This is a genomic window from Balneola sp., assembly GCA_003712055.1.
In the GTDB taxonomy this organism is placed as follows: Bacteria; Bacteroidota; Rhodothermia; order Balneolales; family Balneolaceae; genus RHLJ01.
This window is the reverse complement of sequence record RHLJ01000001.1, coordinates 30,813-48,142: the sequence shown is the minus strand read 5'-3', so window position 1 is coordinate 48,142 and position 17,330 is coordinate 30,813. Positions and strand designations below refer to the sequence as shown.

Annotated in this window: 14 protein-coding genes; 9 read left to right on the top strand and 5 right to left on the bottom strand. The window is 38.7% G+C overall.

The window, feature by feature from the left end:
- Positions 1–3 precede the first annotated feature (3 nt).
- Together accC and ED557_00200 are read right to left on the bottom strand one after the other, a co-directional pair.
- Entirely contained in the window at positions 4–1,491 is a 1,488-nt protein-coding gene (gene accC / locus ED557_00205) for an acetyl-CoA carboxylase biotin carboxylase subunit (GenBank protein ID RNC85237.1), read from the bottom strand.
- A 54-nt stretch (positions 1,492–1,545) separates the two neighbouring features.
- Positions 1,546–2,520, bottom strand: a complete 975-nt coding sequence (locus ED557_00200; protein ID RNC85236.1) for a phytoene/squalene synthase family protein — start codon at positions 2,518–2,520, stop codon at positions 1,546–1,548.
- A gap of 171 nt (positions 2,521–2,691) precedes the next feature.
- On the opposite strand from ED557_00200, the gene ED557_00195 reads away from it, so the two are divergent.
- The 9 genes from ED557_00195 to ED557_00155 all read left to right on the top strand — a co-directional run bounded on the left by ED557_00195 (position 2,692) and on the right by ED557_00155 (position 12,464).
- Positions 2,692–3,708 carry a LacI family transcriptional regulator gene (locus ED557_00195; protein RNC85235.1) on the top strand — a complete coding sequence of 339 codons (1,017 nt, stop codon included), beginning with the start codon at positions 2,692–2,694 and terminating at the stop codon, positions 3,706–3,708.
- Positions 3,701–4,663, top strand: a complete 963-nt coding sequence (locus ED557_00190; GenBank protein ID RNC85234.1) for a phosphoribosylaminoimidazolesuccinocarboxamide synthase — start codon at positions 3,701–3,703, stop codon at positions 4,661–4,663. The genes ED557_00195 and ED557_00190 overlap by 8 nt, the downstream gene beginning before the upstream one ends.
- Positions 4,660–5,355, top strand: a complete 696-nt coding sequence (locus tag ED557_00185; protein RNC85233.1) for a class I SAM-dependent methyltransferase — start codon at positions 4,660–4,662, stop codon at positions 5,353–5,355. Before ED557_00190 ends, ED557_00185 begins: the two co-directional genes overlap by 4 nt.
- Complete coding sequence (locus ED557_00180; GenBank protein RNC85232.1) at positions 5,352–7,253, top strand: DUF1565 domain-containing protein; 1,902 nt, start codon at positions 5,352–5,354, stop codon at positions 7,251–7,253. The genes ED557_00185 and ED557_00180 overlap by 4 nt, the downstream gene beginning before the upstream one ends.
- 63 nt (positions 7,254–7,316) lie before the next feature.
- On the top strand, positions 7,317–8,657 hold the full coding sequence (locus ED557_00175) for a gfo/Idh/MocA family oxidoreductase (protein ID RNC85231.1): 1,341 nt from the start codon (positions 7,317–7,319) through the stop codon (positions 8,655–8,657).
- Positions 8,650–9,165, top strand: a complete 516-nt coding sequence (locus ED557_00170; GenBank protein RNC85230.1) for a hypothetical protein — start codon at positions 8,650–8,652, stop codon at positions 9,163–9,165. The genes ED557_00175 and ED557_00170 overlap by 8 nt, the downstream gene beginning before the upstream one ends.
- A 151-nt stretch (positions 9,166–9,316) precedes the next feature.
- A complete protein-coding gene (locus ED557_00165) occupies positions 9,317–10,366 on the top strand; it encodes a hypothetical protein (protein ID RNC85229.1) in 1,050 nt (349 codons plus the stop codon).
- 25 nt (positions 10,367–10,391) lie between these two features.
- Positions 10,392–11,378 (top strand): hypothetical protein, encoded by a 987-nt coding sequence (locus ED557_00160; protein RNC85228.1) that lies wholly within the window; start codon positions 10,392–10,394, stop codon positions 11,376–11,378.
- A gap of 6 nt (positions 11,379–11,384) precedes the next feature.
- A complete protein-coding gene (locus ED557_00155; GenBank protein RNC85227.1) occupies positions 11,385–12,464 on the top strand; it encodes a hypothetical protein in 1,080 nt (359 codons plus the stop codon).
- 71 nt (positions 12,465–12,535) lie between these two features.
- Here the strand turns inward: ED557_00155 and metF are convergent, their stop codons facing one another.
- The 3 genes from metF to ED557_00140 all read right to left on the bottom strand — a co-directional run bounded on the left by metF (position 12,536) and on the right by ED557_00140 (position 17,296).
- Positions 12,536–13,492, bottom strand: coding sequence for a methylenetetrahydrofolate reductase [NAD(P)H] (gene metF / locus ED557_00150; protein RNC85226.1), 957 nt, complete (start codon positions 13,490–13,492; stop codon positions 12,536–12,538).
- Between the two features lie 115 nt (positions 13,493–13,607).
- Entirely contained in the window at positions 13,608–16,292 is a 2,685-nt protein-coding gene (locus tag ED557_00145; protein RNC85225.1) for a methionine synthase, read from the bottom strand.
- Positions 16,292–17,296: a 5-methyltetrahydrofolate--homocysteine methyltransferase gene (locus tag ED557_00140; GenBank protein RNC85224.1), complete on the bottom strand. Its 1,005-nt coding sequence runs from the start codon at positions 17,294–17,296 to the stop codon at positions 16,292–16,294. The genes ED557_00145 and ED557_00140 overlap by 1 nt, the downstream gene beginning before the upstream one ends.
- Positions 17,297–17,330 lie beyond the last annotated feature (34 nt).

Here is a 17,330-nt window from a genome sequence, read left to right as displayed (position 1 = left end):
TATCTAGCGGCGATTTCTCCACCATTCGGATGACCCTTCACCCATTGTGATAGGTGCTTGTTGTGGTTCTGCCGTTTCTTGAAGTTTAAGAAGTGTACCAGCTAAAGCTATGATGTCATTAGAAACAGTATTACTTAAATCCTGTGGACTAAAATGATCCTTTACAAAATGGGTATCATATTTCCCTGAAATAAAGGCTTCATGTTCTAACGTGTATTCACAAAACGGAATCGTTGTCTTGCAACCTGCTATCTCATATTCATCTAGAGCTCTTAGCATTTTCTTCCGGGCATCCTCACGATCATTTCCGTAAACAGTAAGCTTTGAAATCATAGGATCATAGTTGATCGTTACCTCCTGCCCCTCCTCAACTCCGGCATCAACTCGAACACCTGTTCCGGAAGGCACTCTGTGTTTTGATAAAAGACCGGTACTCGGCAGGAAATTATTCTCAGGATCTTCCGCATAGATCCTGCACTCAATAGCATGCCCTTTCTTCTTGATATCATCTTGAGTGAATTCCAGTTTTTTACCCTCAGCTACAGCTATCTGAGCTGCTACAAGATCAATCCCTGAAATCATTTCTGTGACCGGATGTTCTACCTGTAACCGGGTATTCATCTCTAGGAAATAGAAATTCATATGCTTATCAACGAGAAATTCAATCGTCCCAGCACCAACATAATCACAAGCTTCAGCTGCTTTAACTGCCGCTTTTCCCATTTCTTCTCTCAGTTCGGGAGTTAATAATACACTTGGAGCTTCTTCAATTACTTTTTGATGCCTGCGCTGAATTGAGCACTCCCTGTCATACACATGAACTATGTTCCCATGAGTATCCGCCATTATTTGAAATTCGATATGGCGTGGCTCTTCTAAGTATTTCTCGATGTACACCCGGTCGTCACCAAAAGCATTCCTGGCTTCAGATTTTGCTGCTTTGATACTTGATTCAAATTCAGATTCCTCATGGACGATCCTCATTCCTTTACCACCACCACCGGCTGAGGCTTTAATCAAAATAGGGAACCCTATATCTAAGGCAACTTCCCTGGCTTCTTCGATGCTCTGGAGGGTACTTTTTAATCCCGGAGGCGTTGGAATACCAACCTCTGTCATTAACTCACGTGCTGAAGTTTTATCCCCCATTAACGAAATCGCCTTAGGGTCTGGACCAATAAAGATGATCCCTTCTTCTTTGCAGCGTTTGGAGAATTCAGCATTCTCACTCAAAAAACCATACCCAGGGTGTACAGCATCAGCTCCGGTGAGCTTAACCGCATCAATAATTTTATCCATTACCAAATAGCTTTCAGAAGAAGCAGCTTCCCCTATAAATACAGATTCATCAGCGAGTTGTACATGAGGAGCTTGTGCATCTGGTCGTGAATAAACGGCGACACTCTTGATTCCAAGTTCTTTGCATGTATGAATTACACGAACTGCAATTTCTCCTCGATTCGCGATTAAAACTTTATTGATTTTTGGCATGGGATAGTTTTTTCCCAATAGTATCGAATTCGTTAAAAAAGCACCAATAGAAGCTTAGCTGGCTGCTCTCATTTTAACGAAGATTTGCGGAAGGATTGAAAATTTTTCAAACCCGCTAAGAAAAGCTCTCTCATCAAAAACGTTGTAATCATTTTCCTCAATCTTATCTAAGATTCGACCATAATTATAACGAGCCAGGTACACAGGCAAACGACTATCGCGATTTAGCATTTCTATCCCCTTGTCTGCGCTTTCGTAATACTTTCGTGCCCTATCGATCTGAAATTTCATCATAGAAATGAAATTCTCTGATACTTCATGATTGAATAATTCTTTTTCACTTACGCCAAACATCTTCAATTCATCAGCAGGGATGTAAATCCTATCTCTTTCCAAATCTTCTCCAATATCTCTTAAAATATTGGTTAACTGCATCGCAATACCTAAGTCTACTGCATGCTCTAAAGCTGAGTCGTTACTATACCCAAATACTCGGCTTGTCATCAAACCGACTACTGATGCTACCTTGTAGGAGTAATCATAAACCTCCTGGAAATTCCTGAATCTATTTTTCTCCAGATCGCTTCTAACGCCATCAATCAATAAGAATGGAAGATCAATGGGGATATGATACGTTTTAAGGGTATCTGAGAACGCAATTAATATGGGATCATCACCCTGGTATCCATTATAAACCGAAATGAGACGACATTTGAAATCTTCAAGCTTTTCATCTACCTGCGAAAGTGAGACTGATGAATAGTCGGAAAGATCAATAGCATCATCTACTAAATTGTCTAGGTATCTACATAACCCATAAATAGCGAAAATACCACGCTGCTTTTCATTTGGTAGAAAACGGGTAGCCATATAGAAGGTTTTTGCATAAAACTTAGTGATAGCCCTGCAATGCGAATAGGCTGGCTTGAGCTCTATATCATTAATCTCCTCAATTACCGAGCGATGAAATGACGTTCTCTCGTAAATGGGTCTTATAACTGAATATGGGATACGTAGTATTGTACTCATGAAATCTTAAATCGAAAAAAAGATGGTAAAAGTTCCATTCATGAAGAAATAAATAATTTTTTGAAATCAATTACATATTCAACATAAGATGAGTATTATGTGCATTGAAACAAATTTTGCCCAAATAAAGGACAAAACTTTAAAGAAATTTAGAATATACACGCACGGATTATGAGTAAGAAAATAACCATATACGATGTAGCGAAGAATGCCGGCGTTGCAATTTCTACAGTATCAAGGGTGTTAAATGATTCCCCGAATGTGTCAGATGAGACTAAGGAAAAAGTACAGAAATCAATCGATGACCTTAATTTTAGGCCTCAGGTAAGTGCGCGTAAACTAGCCAGTAAGGAACCCCAAATGCTTGCTGTGGCAGTTCCTTCTTTCACCACTCCTTTTTTCAATGAGGTTTTAAAAGGAGTTAAAGATGAGATCAAAAAAATGGATCTCGATATCATTCTCTATAATACTGGCTCAAAAGATCCTGAAGACGCAGTGATTAATTTTTTTGATAGAGGTACTGCGGATGCACTTATACTATTATCTATAGATGTCAGCGAAACTATCCATAAGCACTTACAATCTACTCATGTTCCTGTGGTTCTCGTAAATGCTTCGCACCCCTCCTATAATTATTTTATGGTAAATGACTACCAGGGTGGCTATATGGCGGGTGAGCACCTTGTCAAAAAAGGCTTTGAAAATATCGGTATGATTTCCACTCCTGTTAAAACAAGATCTTCTTCAGAACGAGAAAGAGGTTTCAAAGACGCACTAAAGAATTATAAAATGAAGATCGATAAGGAGCTCTTCGTTACTGGCGAAACCACCAAGCATGCAGGGTTTACTGAAGAGGCAGGTTTTGAAGCTATAGAGAAATATGACAAGATGGGTAAATATCCTGATGCTGTTTTTTGTGTAAACGATACACAGGCTTTAGGAGCTTTGCATGCATTATCCCGCCTTGGAATGAAAGTACCCACCGATATTGCCTTGATGGGTTATGATAATATCAAACTTAGCAAATACCTTGATCTAACTACTATCGATCAGCAAATGCATACAATTGGTATTCAGGCAACATCCAGGTTATCAGCAATCATTAAGGATCCAGACGATAATCTTTTCCAAACTTCTATTAACCCGATTCTTGTAGAACGCGGATCAACTAATAAAGTGGATGGGTAATTATCCTTTCTCAACCGAAGACGCACTCGCCTATTGTATTACTGAAACATCAGTAGAAGGAAAAACACCTTATAAAGGAAAAGTTCGTGAAGTGTACGAGCTTGATGCTGATACATTGGGAATCGTAGTAACCGACCGTATCTCTGCTTTTGATTACATCATGAAGCAAGCTATTCCGTTCAAAGGTCAGATTTTGAACCAGCTTGCTGCTTTTTCATTCGACAAGGTAAAGGACATTGTACCCACACATATCATTGATGTACCTCATCCAAATGTTACTATTGCCAAAAAGTGCTCCCCCGTTCCCATTGAGGTAGTCATTCGAGGCTATTTAACTGGTCATGCCTGGAGAACTTATAAAGCAGGAATTAAGGAACTTTGCGGAGTCCCCCTTCCTGATGGGATGAACGAACATGATCGTTTTCCAGCTCCCATTCTCACACCCGCTACCAAAGCAACTGAAGGTCATGACGAGGATATCTCTGAAAAAGAAATATTGGAGCGAGGTATAGTGGAACCATCATTATGGAGTGAAATCAGAGAAAAAGCATTCCAACTATTTGAAAGAGGTACTCAGATAGCAGAGAAACAAGGATTGATTCTTGTGGATACAAAATATGAGTTTGGAATTTACAATGGGGAACTTACATTAATTGATGAAGTCCATACAACCGATTCTTCTCGATATTTCTACCTGGGAGGTTATGAGGAGCGACAGCTTGCAAAAGATCCTCAAAAGCAATTATCCAAAGAATTTCTGAGAGAATGGCTCATGGAGCATCAATTCCAGGGTTTAGAAGGACAAACCCTACCTGATCTCCCCGACCAATTTCGACTGGAAGTTTTTAGTAGATATGCTGAATTATTCGAAATGCTTACAGGAGAAGCGTTTAAACCGAGAATGGAAATGGATTTCAGTACAACACTGAATAATATTTTCTCTATTTACCAATGAATACTGCTTCGACAGAAATATTTGCTAGAAATTGGCGGATATATCAAGAAATACTGGAACAAAACTATATGTTCCACCATAACCTTTCGCAAAAAATCTTTCGATTTCTGAGAAAGCACCGTTTCTCTTCCCCATTCAATGTTCTGGATGCTGGCTGTGGCGATGCTTATATGCTTTCCAATCTCTTAAAAAATATATCCGTCAACTCCTTTACCGGATACGACATGTCTTCCCAGGCTTTGTCTATAGCAAAAGAAAATCTTCATGCTTTAAAGACAGAAGTGAAACTTGTTCAAGGCCCAATGGAATCTTCTATAAAAAAAGAGGATACCACATTCGGATTAATCTATAGTAGTTTTGCTATCCACCATTTAGATGACCACGGAAAGAAAGAGTTACTCAGGGGTTTTTATAATCATTTGCGAGAAGGAGGAATCTTTATTGCTATTGATATCATGCGAGATCAAAAACTATCGAGAGAAGAATATCTTGAAGAATACATAGAACATATTGCCACAAAATGGACTATGATTTCTGACTCTGATAAGGAGCTTATTTATAATCACATGAGAAATTTCGATTTTCCTGCCATTAACGATAACTTCCTCGAATGGCTGAAAGAAGCGGGATTCAACCTGGTTCATCGCTTTGACCCAGACTCCAGAAATGTGATGCTTATTGCTCAAAAATGATTCGATTACTGATTCTTCTTATCCTTCTTTTGAATTGTATGCAAGCTGGTTATGCCCAGATTCATGTTTCCAAAACCGGAAACGATTCAAACTCCGGATCAAAAGAATCCCCCCTTCTAACTATTCAAAGAGCAGCCGAAATTGTTCAACCCGGACAAAGCATTATCGTTCATGAAGGTACCTATAGGGAATATGTCAATCCTCCGATAGGGGGTAACTCTGATGAAGAGCGAGTTACTTTTAAATCGGCAGAAGGCGAAACTGTATTTATCAAAGGCTCTCAAGAAGTCAACCGATGGGTTCCAACCAGAGACAAGCTTTGGAAGGCAGAGTTTGACACCTCTTACTTTAATGGATATAACCCTTATATCCTACATGTAAATGGTGACTATCAAAACTACGGCCAGTGGCATACCCGTGGAGATGTATATCTCAACAATAGTCCTCTTGGCGAAAGAAAAACTCTACGAGAAGTACAAGAAACTACCTACACCTGGTATACCAAAACAGAAAATGGGAAAACAACTATCTATGCCAATTTTGTAGACTACAATCCGAACACAGAGCTTGTAGAAATCAATGTAAGGGAATTGATTTTTTTCGCTACCGATACAGATGTCAATTACTTAACGATTGATGGCTTTAGGTTTCTTCATGCAGCTCCAAACTGGCAGGCTCCCAATACCGGGGATAATGATCCTAACAGACTTATACAGGTTGGTGCAGTGGGTTCTAACATGGGCAAAGGCTGGATCGTAGAGAACTCCGAAATAGCCTACTCAAAAACAGCTGGTATTATGTTTGGAGAAAATGATGGGCCGGAATCTTCTTTTGAAGATGTTACTCAGTTTGGAGATCATGTCATTCGTAATAATTACATCCACAAGAATGGTCAGTATGGTATTGCAGGGCAAAAAGGAATTTCCCGTAGTGAGATTTCCGGAAACCGAATTGAAGCAATTAACTACCGTAATGAATTTGGAGGGTATGAACCCGCAGGTATAAAAATTTGGAATTCTTCGGATGTACTTATTGAGCATAATGCCATTCAGCGGGTAGTTGCTAATCAAAGTAATAACTCTCAGGCCTATTGTATTTGGATTGATTATGCGAACCAGGGAACAAGGATCACGAGAAATTTCCTATATGCAGATCGTCAAACAACTACTGCATTATTCCTTGAAGCAAATGTCGGCCCTACCCTGGTTGATAACAACGTGATTATTGATAAGAAAGAAGGAGCCATTATGGTGTACTCAGGAGGTTCCATTTTCGCTCATAACTTATTTGTTAACAGTAATTTTGATTTCAGGATCCAGGAGTTTGATAATGAGGGTTCAGGAGCCCGAAGAGCGTATACACTTAAACCACATTCTACAATAAGAACCAATATGGGCATCCCGGTTGAGATAGAATACAACCAGATGTATAACAATATTTTTTTGGGTGCAAAAGGCCCTTATGAATTCGGACCCCAAACGGGAACCGGGAATAAGATTTCTCATAACCTTTATGCAGGGGGTGCTACTCCGGGAGATAGCCATGAATTCGCGATTTACAGGGAACGGACATTTTCACATAGTCTGAAGTTTAATTCAGAGGCAGCCACACTTACTATTACTCTAGATAGCACCTACTCTGATTTCGAAACCCCAACTATTAACCAGGAGCTTGTTGGTGTTATCCCAAACGCCGAACAAAGCATAGCCGATGAAGAAGGAAATCCCATTACTGTGGATTGGGATTTCTACAAAAACCAAAGGAAAAGCAGATTTCCCACTCTTGGGCCTCTCACTGATTTGAAACCCGGAGTAAACGTTCTTTCCATAAGTGCGCCTCTTGTCCCTACCCCCTCTAAATTGCTCTATCAAGGTACTTTCTTAAACGCCCAATTTTAGAAAACATCTGCTTTGAAATTCCGGCTCTTTTTTTTCACATTCAGGGAATTAATTCTTTGTTTGATGAAAAAAAATCCCACTAATCTAGCCAAAAAAAATTCAACCAACTCTTCTGTATCAAGAAAAGAATTCCTTAAAAAAACGGCACTGGGACTTACTGCTTTTAGCATAGTCCCTCGCTTTGTTTTGGGTGGAAACGGGTATATAGCTCCCAGCGACAAAATTACGATAGGTTTTATAGGTAATGGAAAACAAGGAACAATATTAGCCAATCCATTTATCGGAATTGATGAAGCTCAAATTGTAGCAACTAATGATGTTGATGCAATCAAGAGGCTAAGATTTAAACAATGGATTGACCGCAGATATACAGAACAAACCGGTTCAGGTTCTTACAGTAGCTGTACCATTCATGATGATTATCGTGAAATTATAGATCGGGATGATATAGATGCAGTTATCGTTTGTGCCCCTGATCACTGGCATGCCCATCCTTCTATTGCCGCATTAAATTCAGGAAAAGATGTGTATTGTGAAAAACCACTAGCACATTCTGTAGAAGAAGGCCGGGCAATGGTTGAAGCCACCAGGAGAAATAACCGGGTATTTCAAACAGGGAGCATGCAACGCTCTTGGGGAAACTTTAGAAAAGCCTGCGAACTTGTTAGAAATGGCTATATCGGGGATGTAACAGAGATCAAAGTTAATGTCGGTGGCCCTCCTGTTCCTTATGATTTACCCAAACAACCTCTTCGCGACACGTTGGATTGGGATCGATGGATAGGCCCGGCATTCTATGAAGAGTATAATGATATCCTGGCCCCTCCTTTCCCCTGGGATAATTATCCGATGTGGAGGAGATACAAAGAATTTGGAGGCGGTGGTGTCACCGATTGGGGAGCTCATATGTTTGATATTGCCCAATGGGCTTTAGGCATGGACGATTCCGGGCCTGTTAAATTCATTCCTCCAACAGCTAGAAATGCCCAGCGTGGAATGAAGTTCATGTATGAAAACGGTATCGAAATGGTGCATGAAGATTTTGGACGAGGAAATGCAGTCCGGTTTATCGGAACTAAAGGAAGTATTGATATCAGTCGTGGCTTCTTTGAACCTTCTGATGCAAAACTGATTGATCATGAACTTTCTGATACTGAAATAAAACTGTATCGAACGGATAACTTTTACCAGGATTGGATTGATGCTATCAAGAACAGAACCAAACCCGTTGCCGATGTAGAAATTGGGCATCGAACGGCAACCATATGCAATATTGCTAATATCGCCTATGAAATTAGAAGGCCCCTGGATTGGGATCCGGTTTCAGAACAGTTTATTGACGACGATTATGCCAATTCCCGATTAAAGAAGGAATACCGAAAAGGGTATGAACTTGATGCATGAGGAATCACATATCAGTATTCCTAGAATCCGTCCACGATTCAAAGTGCATAGCCAAAAGCGTTCTGAAGAAATTGTATCAATAATAAGAAATCAGCTCAAAAGCGAATCACCTACTTGTACAGGCAAGACCACTGCCCATTTTGCCACGATTTACCCATTAGCTGAAGACCAGCACTACTGGTCTCCTCAGCTAACCATTACCATTGAGGAGGAAGAACAAGGATCACTGGTACGAGGTCTGTATGGACCCAAACCTTCTGTTTGGACAATGTTCGTTTTTTTCTACTCATTCATTGGGTTTGCTATTCTTATTGTATTGATGATTGGCCTCTCCTTCCTTACGCTCGATCAACCAGCTACTATACTTTGGCTAGTTCCCGTATTGACATTCATTTTCTTGAGTCTTTACCTGGTCGCCTATACCGGACAAAAGCTGGGACATAAACAGATGTCAGGACTACACCGCTTTATGGAAAGGTGCCTAGAACAGGAGATCGAGCTGAGTTAACTCGTTATTAAAAAACCTCTTTCGCTACTTCATACACATAAAGTGACTAACCCAATAAAATAATGTTGAGTAGATACTTTTTTTTAAGGAAAAGTTATTGTATGATATATATGTAACTCTATAGTAATAAAAATCACTAATATTGTCTTAAATGTATAATCAAAACAATACTGTTGACTTACAATTCACTACTTTTTTAATCTTAAATATTTTGTTTGTAAGCATAAGTGCAATACAAACTTTCTTGGGATACAGATTGATGCTCGGTACTACAATCTCATTAGTATTTGCATTTGCAATAGCAATTATGTTTTTATTTCTGAACTTTCGGTATAGAGAGCTTTCAAAGAGAAATGAATCTACGCGCGGTTTATTATTTATTTATTTGCTGCCTCTTATTTTTAGCTTTGGAGGGAATTTCAATGCCTTCTATATGAAATACATGAGTCAAGAGTTACTTCAAAATGAAGTTTTAAGTTCCCAAGAGACCCTAGACCAAACATACAATTCATCTCTAACTGCACTTCAAGGTTCAACATACTTTGAAGAAGCAGAAGAAATAAAATCTATTGTCAATCAACTTAAAATAAATTTAGTTCTTCAAATTCTTGATGAAAGTAACCCAGGTTACGGAACTAGAGCTAAATTGATAAAAGAGAAGATTGACAATATTTTGGAATTAGAATTGACTGTTCCGTATGGCACACCTGCTCAAATTGCAAATTCATTTGAAAAAATAATTGATTCTAGCTTAGAATTTAAGATTCAACCATTATTACAAAACTACAATGATGTTAAGCGAAGAATTGATGCTACTTATGATTCGATTAGTCATACTATTAAAAGAATGAACTTTGACTCAGCTGATCTAGAGAAATATAAAACCACGGTTAATGAAATAGCAGAGGCAAATAATTTAATTGGGGAACTAACAAATGAATTTCTCAGCATTGAAGATTTTGATTACTCCCTAATTGAACCCTTGAATAGACAATATGGCAAAATGAGTCACTCTTACAGGTCGGCCTTTGTCTATAGAGTAAATAATACAGCTACAATATTGATCACATTTATGAGCCTTGGAATAGATTTGCTTATACCCCTTTTCGTTCGATTTACTACTACTGCTAGCAATAATTATACATCCAATTTAAGGATTTCTCATAGATTTCGATCGGATAAAGTAAGAGCACGCAATTAATACTTACCCACTTAAACAAACAAAAATGGATATAGAACAGAATCAAGACTTCCCATTTAACGATAATCCATTAGGAGATAGATTATCAGAAGAAGATACCATTGAAAGTTCTTTTAATATCGGATTTGATAATGACGATGCTGCTTCTAAATATAAACCAGAAGATTACAGAAGGATATATACACAACTACAAGAAAGGGATACGACATACGTATTTGTCTTTGGGAGAGAGTCATCAGGAAAAAGTGCTATGGTATCAGGACTAACTCACTATATGGCTACTACACCCTTCGGTGAATTAACCCCAAATAGTACGCGCAAACAAAATGAACAAGGAGTTAGGTTTTATAATGATCTTAGAAGAAATATAAATGTTGGTAAGTTTATTGATAGAACTCCTACTCTAAACAAAAAAACAATCACTGAACTAGATCTGAGTTTCACTCCTGAAAACCGGAAAAAAATGAATCTAACGTTCTTAGAGATGTCTGGCGAAGATCTTAAAAAAGTAGAAATTGAAACTTCTAGTTCAGAACCATATAGCGGTATTTTACCTGATGAAATTAATTTTTATCTCGAATGCCCTGAAATAAATTTACTTTTTATTTTAGTTACATCACATGATACGAATGAAGATGATGACCAACTGCTAGCAAGATTCATCGAATATATAAGAGAGTTATCAGATAACCACGAAAACCCTGATATTCTTCTTGCGATTACGAAATGGGATACCTATAAAGACGCTCATAAGCAAAATGTTTTAGGATATGTAAATGAACACTTAAAAAGTACTTATCAAAAACTTAATTCAATAAACCAAGGAGCGGATGTTGTTTGGTTTTCATTGGGAGATATGCAAATCGATAAGACCGATAACTCAGTTATTGCTGTTAAGGAACTAAAGCTCGAATCTTCAGAAACTGTAGTTACCTGGTTGTACGAAAAAATAGCAAAAGAGAAACTATTTAAGTTTAAATTATTTAGAACTATCTTCAGATTTTTTAAATGATATAAAATGCAAAGTGATCTCGGATTTGCTTTATTTGGTACTCCAATTGGATTGAAAGCAAAAAAATTCGGCTTCTATGAGAATTTTAGAATTAACTACTTCGATATAGACAATACTGAAATCAAAGTTTTACCTAATTCTTCACTTTATAGAGTTAATAGATTTATACAGAAAGGCGATTTCTACATTACATTTTTCATTTATGAGTTTGCAAAAGCAAGAAACTCAGAAAGAGAAGGTTGTTTTAATGGGGCATCTATTGGTTTCAAAAATTGTTTTGCTTCATCCGAGATTATTTTAAGTCATCTTCATGAGCTTTTAGCTTATGCCAATTTTGGACTTCAAAATAACTCTAGATTTAAAGTTGAAGATTTTGAATCAATATATATCAGAAGAACTTTTGCCCAAGACTTACAAAAGAGTCTGAAGAAAAACCCTTCAAAACCAATAACAAGTGGAGAAACGGTTTTCTTCAAACTAAATGAAAGTTTTTCATCAAAACTTAATCTAATTGATTCAATTTTTACTGAAGAGCTCAACAATTATTCAGATATATATTTTTCCTCTTCTGTGAAAACAGAAGAATATATACGTGATAAAAATAAAATTCCCATTAAGTTTATTAACCTTGACTTTAAATCACTGTCTGAAGCAAGAAGAAATTTTCTTAATGAATTACATGTGCAAAAAAACTCCTTGCTTTCTCAAATAGAACAGAACCAAAAAACCTCACGGCATTTATCAGAAAAAATTACTCATTCTATAAAAGAAATAGAGCGATTAAATGGATTAGTCAATGATTTAAAAGTAAATGCTAATAACTTCGATTCAATAATTAAAGAAGGAAAAAAGTATGAAGAAGAAATTAACATACTGGAACAAAAATGTTCGACTCTAAAGAAATCAGTAGAGGATAAAAAAGAGAAGGAAGAAGAATTAGATTTATCTTTAAAATCTTTTCAAAAAAAAATAAAAATTATGGAAGGAGAATTTGATACACTTGTCCTACTAAAAGATAAAATGGATTTAACCTTAAAAAACATGGAAACAATAATCAGCAAAAAAAAAAGTGCATTTGGATTATAGAAAATGAAAAAAAAGCCAAGACTCTTCTTTCTTTTATTTTTTTAGGTATTATAACAATATTAGCAATTGCTTTAAAACACTTCTTTAGCTACTTCATACACGGATAAAGACTTGCCCATTGAATAATAGTGTAGCGTAGGTACACCAAACTCAATCAGTTCCTTTGATTGCTTTATGGCCCACTCAATCCCTACTTCCCGAGCACTTTCATTATCCTTACACTTTTCCAGTTCATTAGTGAGTGGTTCAGGAATGTCGATGTGAAATAAGTCTGGAAGAAGCGTGATCTGCTTTAAGGTTGTTATAGGCTTAAGTCCCGGTACGATAGGAACTTCGATTCCTATAGCCCTGCATGACTTCACAAAATCAAAATACTTCTGGTTATCGAAAAACATCTGGGTAACAATGTAATCAGCGCCCCCTTCTACTTTCTTCTTTAAGTAGCGAAGATCCGATTCCATATTGGGAGCATTGGTATGCTTTTCGGGGTACCCTGCAACACCAATACAAAAATTGGAAGGTTGAGCATTTTCGATTTCATCATCTAAATAAATCCCGTTATTCATCTCTACAACCTGGCCCAGCAACTCAGAAGCATAGGCATGCCCATTTTCCTCAGGGATAAACTCGCGATCAGGTTTCCTTACATCCCCCTGCAGCACCAACACATTATCAATCCCAAGGAAGTTAAGGTCAATCAACGCATTTTCTGTTTCCTCCCTGGTGAACCCCCCACAAATGATATGAGGGACAGCATCCACATTATAATGGTTCTGGATAGCAGCACACATTCCAACCGTGCCCGGGCGTTTACGAACAGTTTTTCGCTCCAATAGACCATTCGAATGTTTCTTGTAGGAATATTCCTCTCTGTGGTAAGTCACATCAATAAATGGAGGATTAAACTCCATAAGCGGATCGATATGATCGAATAGTGTTCGAATGTTCTGACCTTTTAATGGAGGTAAAACCTCAAACGTGAAAAGGGTTTCGCCATTTGCCTGGTTAAAATAGTCGGTTACTTTCATTCTACTGATGATATTATTTATTTGGTCATTCTGAGTGAAGGCGAAGAATCAGCGCATTTTCATATTTGCGATGATCCTTCGCAGGTATGCTTAGGATGACTTAAAACTTATTACTTCATTTATAGCTCAAATTTGGAGCCAGCCATTTCTCGGTTTTTTCAATACTCTGCCCTTTTCGTTCTGAATAATTAATAACCTGATCCTTATCTATTTTTCCCACTCCAAAATACCTCGACTTAGGATTCGAGAAATAGAAGCCACTTACAGAACTGGCCGGATACATAGCAAACGATTCCGTTAGCGAGATGCCCGTATTCTTCTCCACCTCCAGCACATCAAATAGAGTTCGTTTCTCAGTATGATCAGGACATGCAGGATATCCAGGTGCTGGCCGAATTCCCTGGTACTTTTCAGCAATGAGTTCTTCATTATCAAAACCTTCATTTGGAGCGTAGCCCCAAAACTCGGTCCTGATTTTATAATGCATGTATTCGGCATGGGCTTCCGCCAGGCGATCGGCCAATGCTTTAATCATGATAGACTTATAGTCATCATTTTCAGATTCGTATTTCTTTATCAGTTCCTCGATACCGAGACCAGATGTTACCGCAAATAAGCCCATATAATCCGGTTTACCCGTATCCCATGGAGCGACATAATCAGCAAGGGATGAGTTTGGTTGATCCCCTCTTTTTTGAGTTTGCTGCCTGAGGAAATGAAACTTGCTCAATTGTTTAGTTCTGGCTTCGTCTTCAAAAAGAATAATATCATCTCCAAAGCTATTGGCAGGAAACAACCCAATTACCGATTTAGCTCGGAGTAATTTCTTAGAAATCACCTCATCCAGCATTTCCTTTGCATCATTAAACAAGTCCTGAGCTTGTTCTCCAACATTTTCATCCTTAAGAATAGCCGGGTATTTCCCCGTAAGCATCCAGGTTCTGAAGAAAGGTGACCAGTCGATGAAATTCCGAAGCTCATTCAGATCTACATCCTCAAACACCTTCTTTCCGACAAAAGCAGGCTTCTGATACTCTGTATTCTCCCAATCAATATCCGTCCTGTTAGAAAGTGTTGTGTTATAAGAAAGTATCTTTTTTCTTGAGGTCCTTGCAGCATGCTCTTCCCTCATTTTTTCATATTCCTGCTTGATGGATTTAGAAACACGTTTTTTATTGGTAGTACTTAGTAAATCGCTGCACACAGTTACCGAACGAGAAGCATCTAATACATGCACTACTGCGGAGTCATAATTAGGGTCAATTTTTACTGCAGTGTGAATTTTTGAAGTCGTTGCTCCTCCAATTAATAAAGGAGTTCTCATCTTTCTTCGCTGCATCTCTTTGGCAACTCCTACCATTTCATCTAGTGAAGGAGTAATCAAGCCACTCAACCCAATGATATCAGCCTGTTCCTTTTCCGCTTCATCAAGAATTTTGTCGGTGGGCACCATCACTCCCAAATCGACGATATCAAAATTATTACAGGCGAGAACCACCCCTACAATGTTCTTCCCGATATCATGCACATCTCCTTTTACCGTAGCTAACAGTACTTTTGAGCGTTGTGCTACATCCTTGTTTTTCTTTTTCTCCTCTTCTAAAAATGGAGTCAGGTAAGCTACTGCCTGTTTCATGACCCGGGCGCTTTTCACCACCTGTGGCAGAAACATTTTTCCGGAACCGAATAGATCTCCAACGATATTCATACCATCCATTAATGGCCCTTCAATAACTTCCAGAGGACTCTCGATTTTCACCCGAGCTTCTTCGGTATCTTCTTCAATATGATCGGTAATTCCTTTGACCAGGGAATGGCTCAACCGTTCTTCAACCGTACCAAGTCGCCATTCTTCGGTTTCCTTTTCCCTCTTTTCTCCTGAATCCCTGTACTTTTCAGCAATTTCAAGTAGCCGCTCCGTTGCGTCATCCCTTCTGTCCAGAAGGACATCTTCAACCCGTTCGAGTAACTCTTTCGGGATTTCGTCATACACTTCCAGCTGAGTAGGGTTCACAATTCCCATATCCATTCCATGCTGAATGCCGTGATAGAGAAAGGCAGAATGCATCGCCTCTCTTACTGGGTTATTACCTCTAAATGAAAAAGACACATTGCTTACCCCCCCTATGATATGAGCTCCAGGGAGATTTTCTCTGATCCATTTCGCGGCTAGAAAGAAATCTAATGCATTTCGACGGTGCTCTTCCATTCCTGTAGCAACCGGAAAAATATTCGGGTCTAAAATTATATCGGATGGATCAAAGCCAACTTCATCGACCAACAACCGATACGATCGGTCACAAATTTCCTTTCTTCGTTCGAAACTATCTGCCTGACCTTCTTCGTCAAAGGCCATAGCTATTACAGCTGCTCCAAAACGTCTGATAATCCGGGCGCGTTTGAGGAATTCCTCTTCCCCATCTTTTAGACTGATGGAATTAACTACTCCCTTCCCTTGAATACATTTCAATCCAGCTACTATCACCTCCCACTTGGAGGAATCTATCATAATGGGAATCCGGGCAATTTCCGGCTCAGAAGCAATCAGATTCAGGAAGGTGGTCATCTCCTGGGCACTGTCCAGCATCCCTTCATCCATGTTTACATCCAGAATCTGGGCGCCACCCCGAACCTGGTCTAAAGCCACTTCAAGTGCCGTTGTATAATCTTGGGCTTTGATTAGATTTAAGAACCGCTTCGACCCGGTAACATTGGTTCGTTCTCCAACATTAACAAAGTTAGAATCTGGAGTAATAATAAGAGGCTCCAGCCCACTAAGTGTAATTGGATTCGGTTTCATCAGGCTACGATTTCTTTGGTTATTCTTCTCGGCTCATATCGAGAAGCAACTTCCACCATTTTCTTAATGTGTTCAGGATCAGTTCCACAACACCCACCTAAAATATTGACAATTCCATCTTGTAGGTATGCCTCAACTTCCTTTGCCATTGCATCTGGCCCCTGATCATACTCACCAAATTCATTAGGTAATCCTGCATTTGGATAAGCACTGATAAAGAATGGAGATCGATCAGCCAGGTTTTTCAGGTACGGTTTAAGTTGTTTAGCTCCCAGCGCACAATTAAAACCAATGCTAAGAAGTGGGGCATGTGATAATGAAATCAGGAATGCCTCAACGGTTTGGCCTGATAACGTTCGTCCACTGGCGTCCGTAATGGTTCCCGAAATCATGATGGGACGTTCAGTGCCTGTTTCCTCATAGAGCTCAAGTACTGCAAATAGCGCAGATTTTGCATTTAATGTATCGAAAATGGTTTCGATGATTAATACATCTGCTCCGCCGTCGATCAGTCCCTGAGCTTGTAATTTGTAAGCTTCTTTAAGCTGATCAAAATTGATGGCACGATACTCTGGGCGTGAAACGTCGGGTGAAAGTGAACAGGTTTTGTTCGTAGGCCCCATAGCACCAGCTACAAAGCGAGGCTTTGATGAGTCTTTTTTAGTGTATTTCTCACAAGCCAGTTTAGCAATTCTTGCTGATTCATAATTGATATCATAAACCGCTGATTCTAATTCATAATCGGCTTGTGCTACCGTTGTTCCACTGAATGTATTGGTGCCAACAATATCAGCTCCTGCCTCTAAATACTCTTCATGAATCCCCTGGATAATATCAGGACGTGTAATTGAAAGCAGATCGTTATTTCCTTTTAAATCTATGTTGGAATAACGGAATCGATCTCCTCTGAAATCTTCCTCAGTAAGTCGATGGCGCTGGATCATGGTACCCATAGCACCATCAAGTATCAAAATGCGTTCCTGTAATAGCTCTTTAATATTCACTCTTAATAAATTTAGATAGGCTTATTAACAAAGA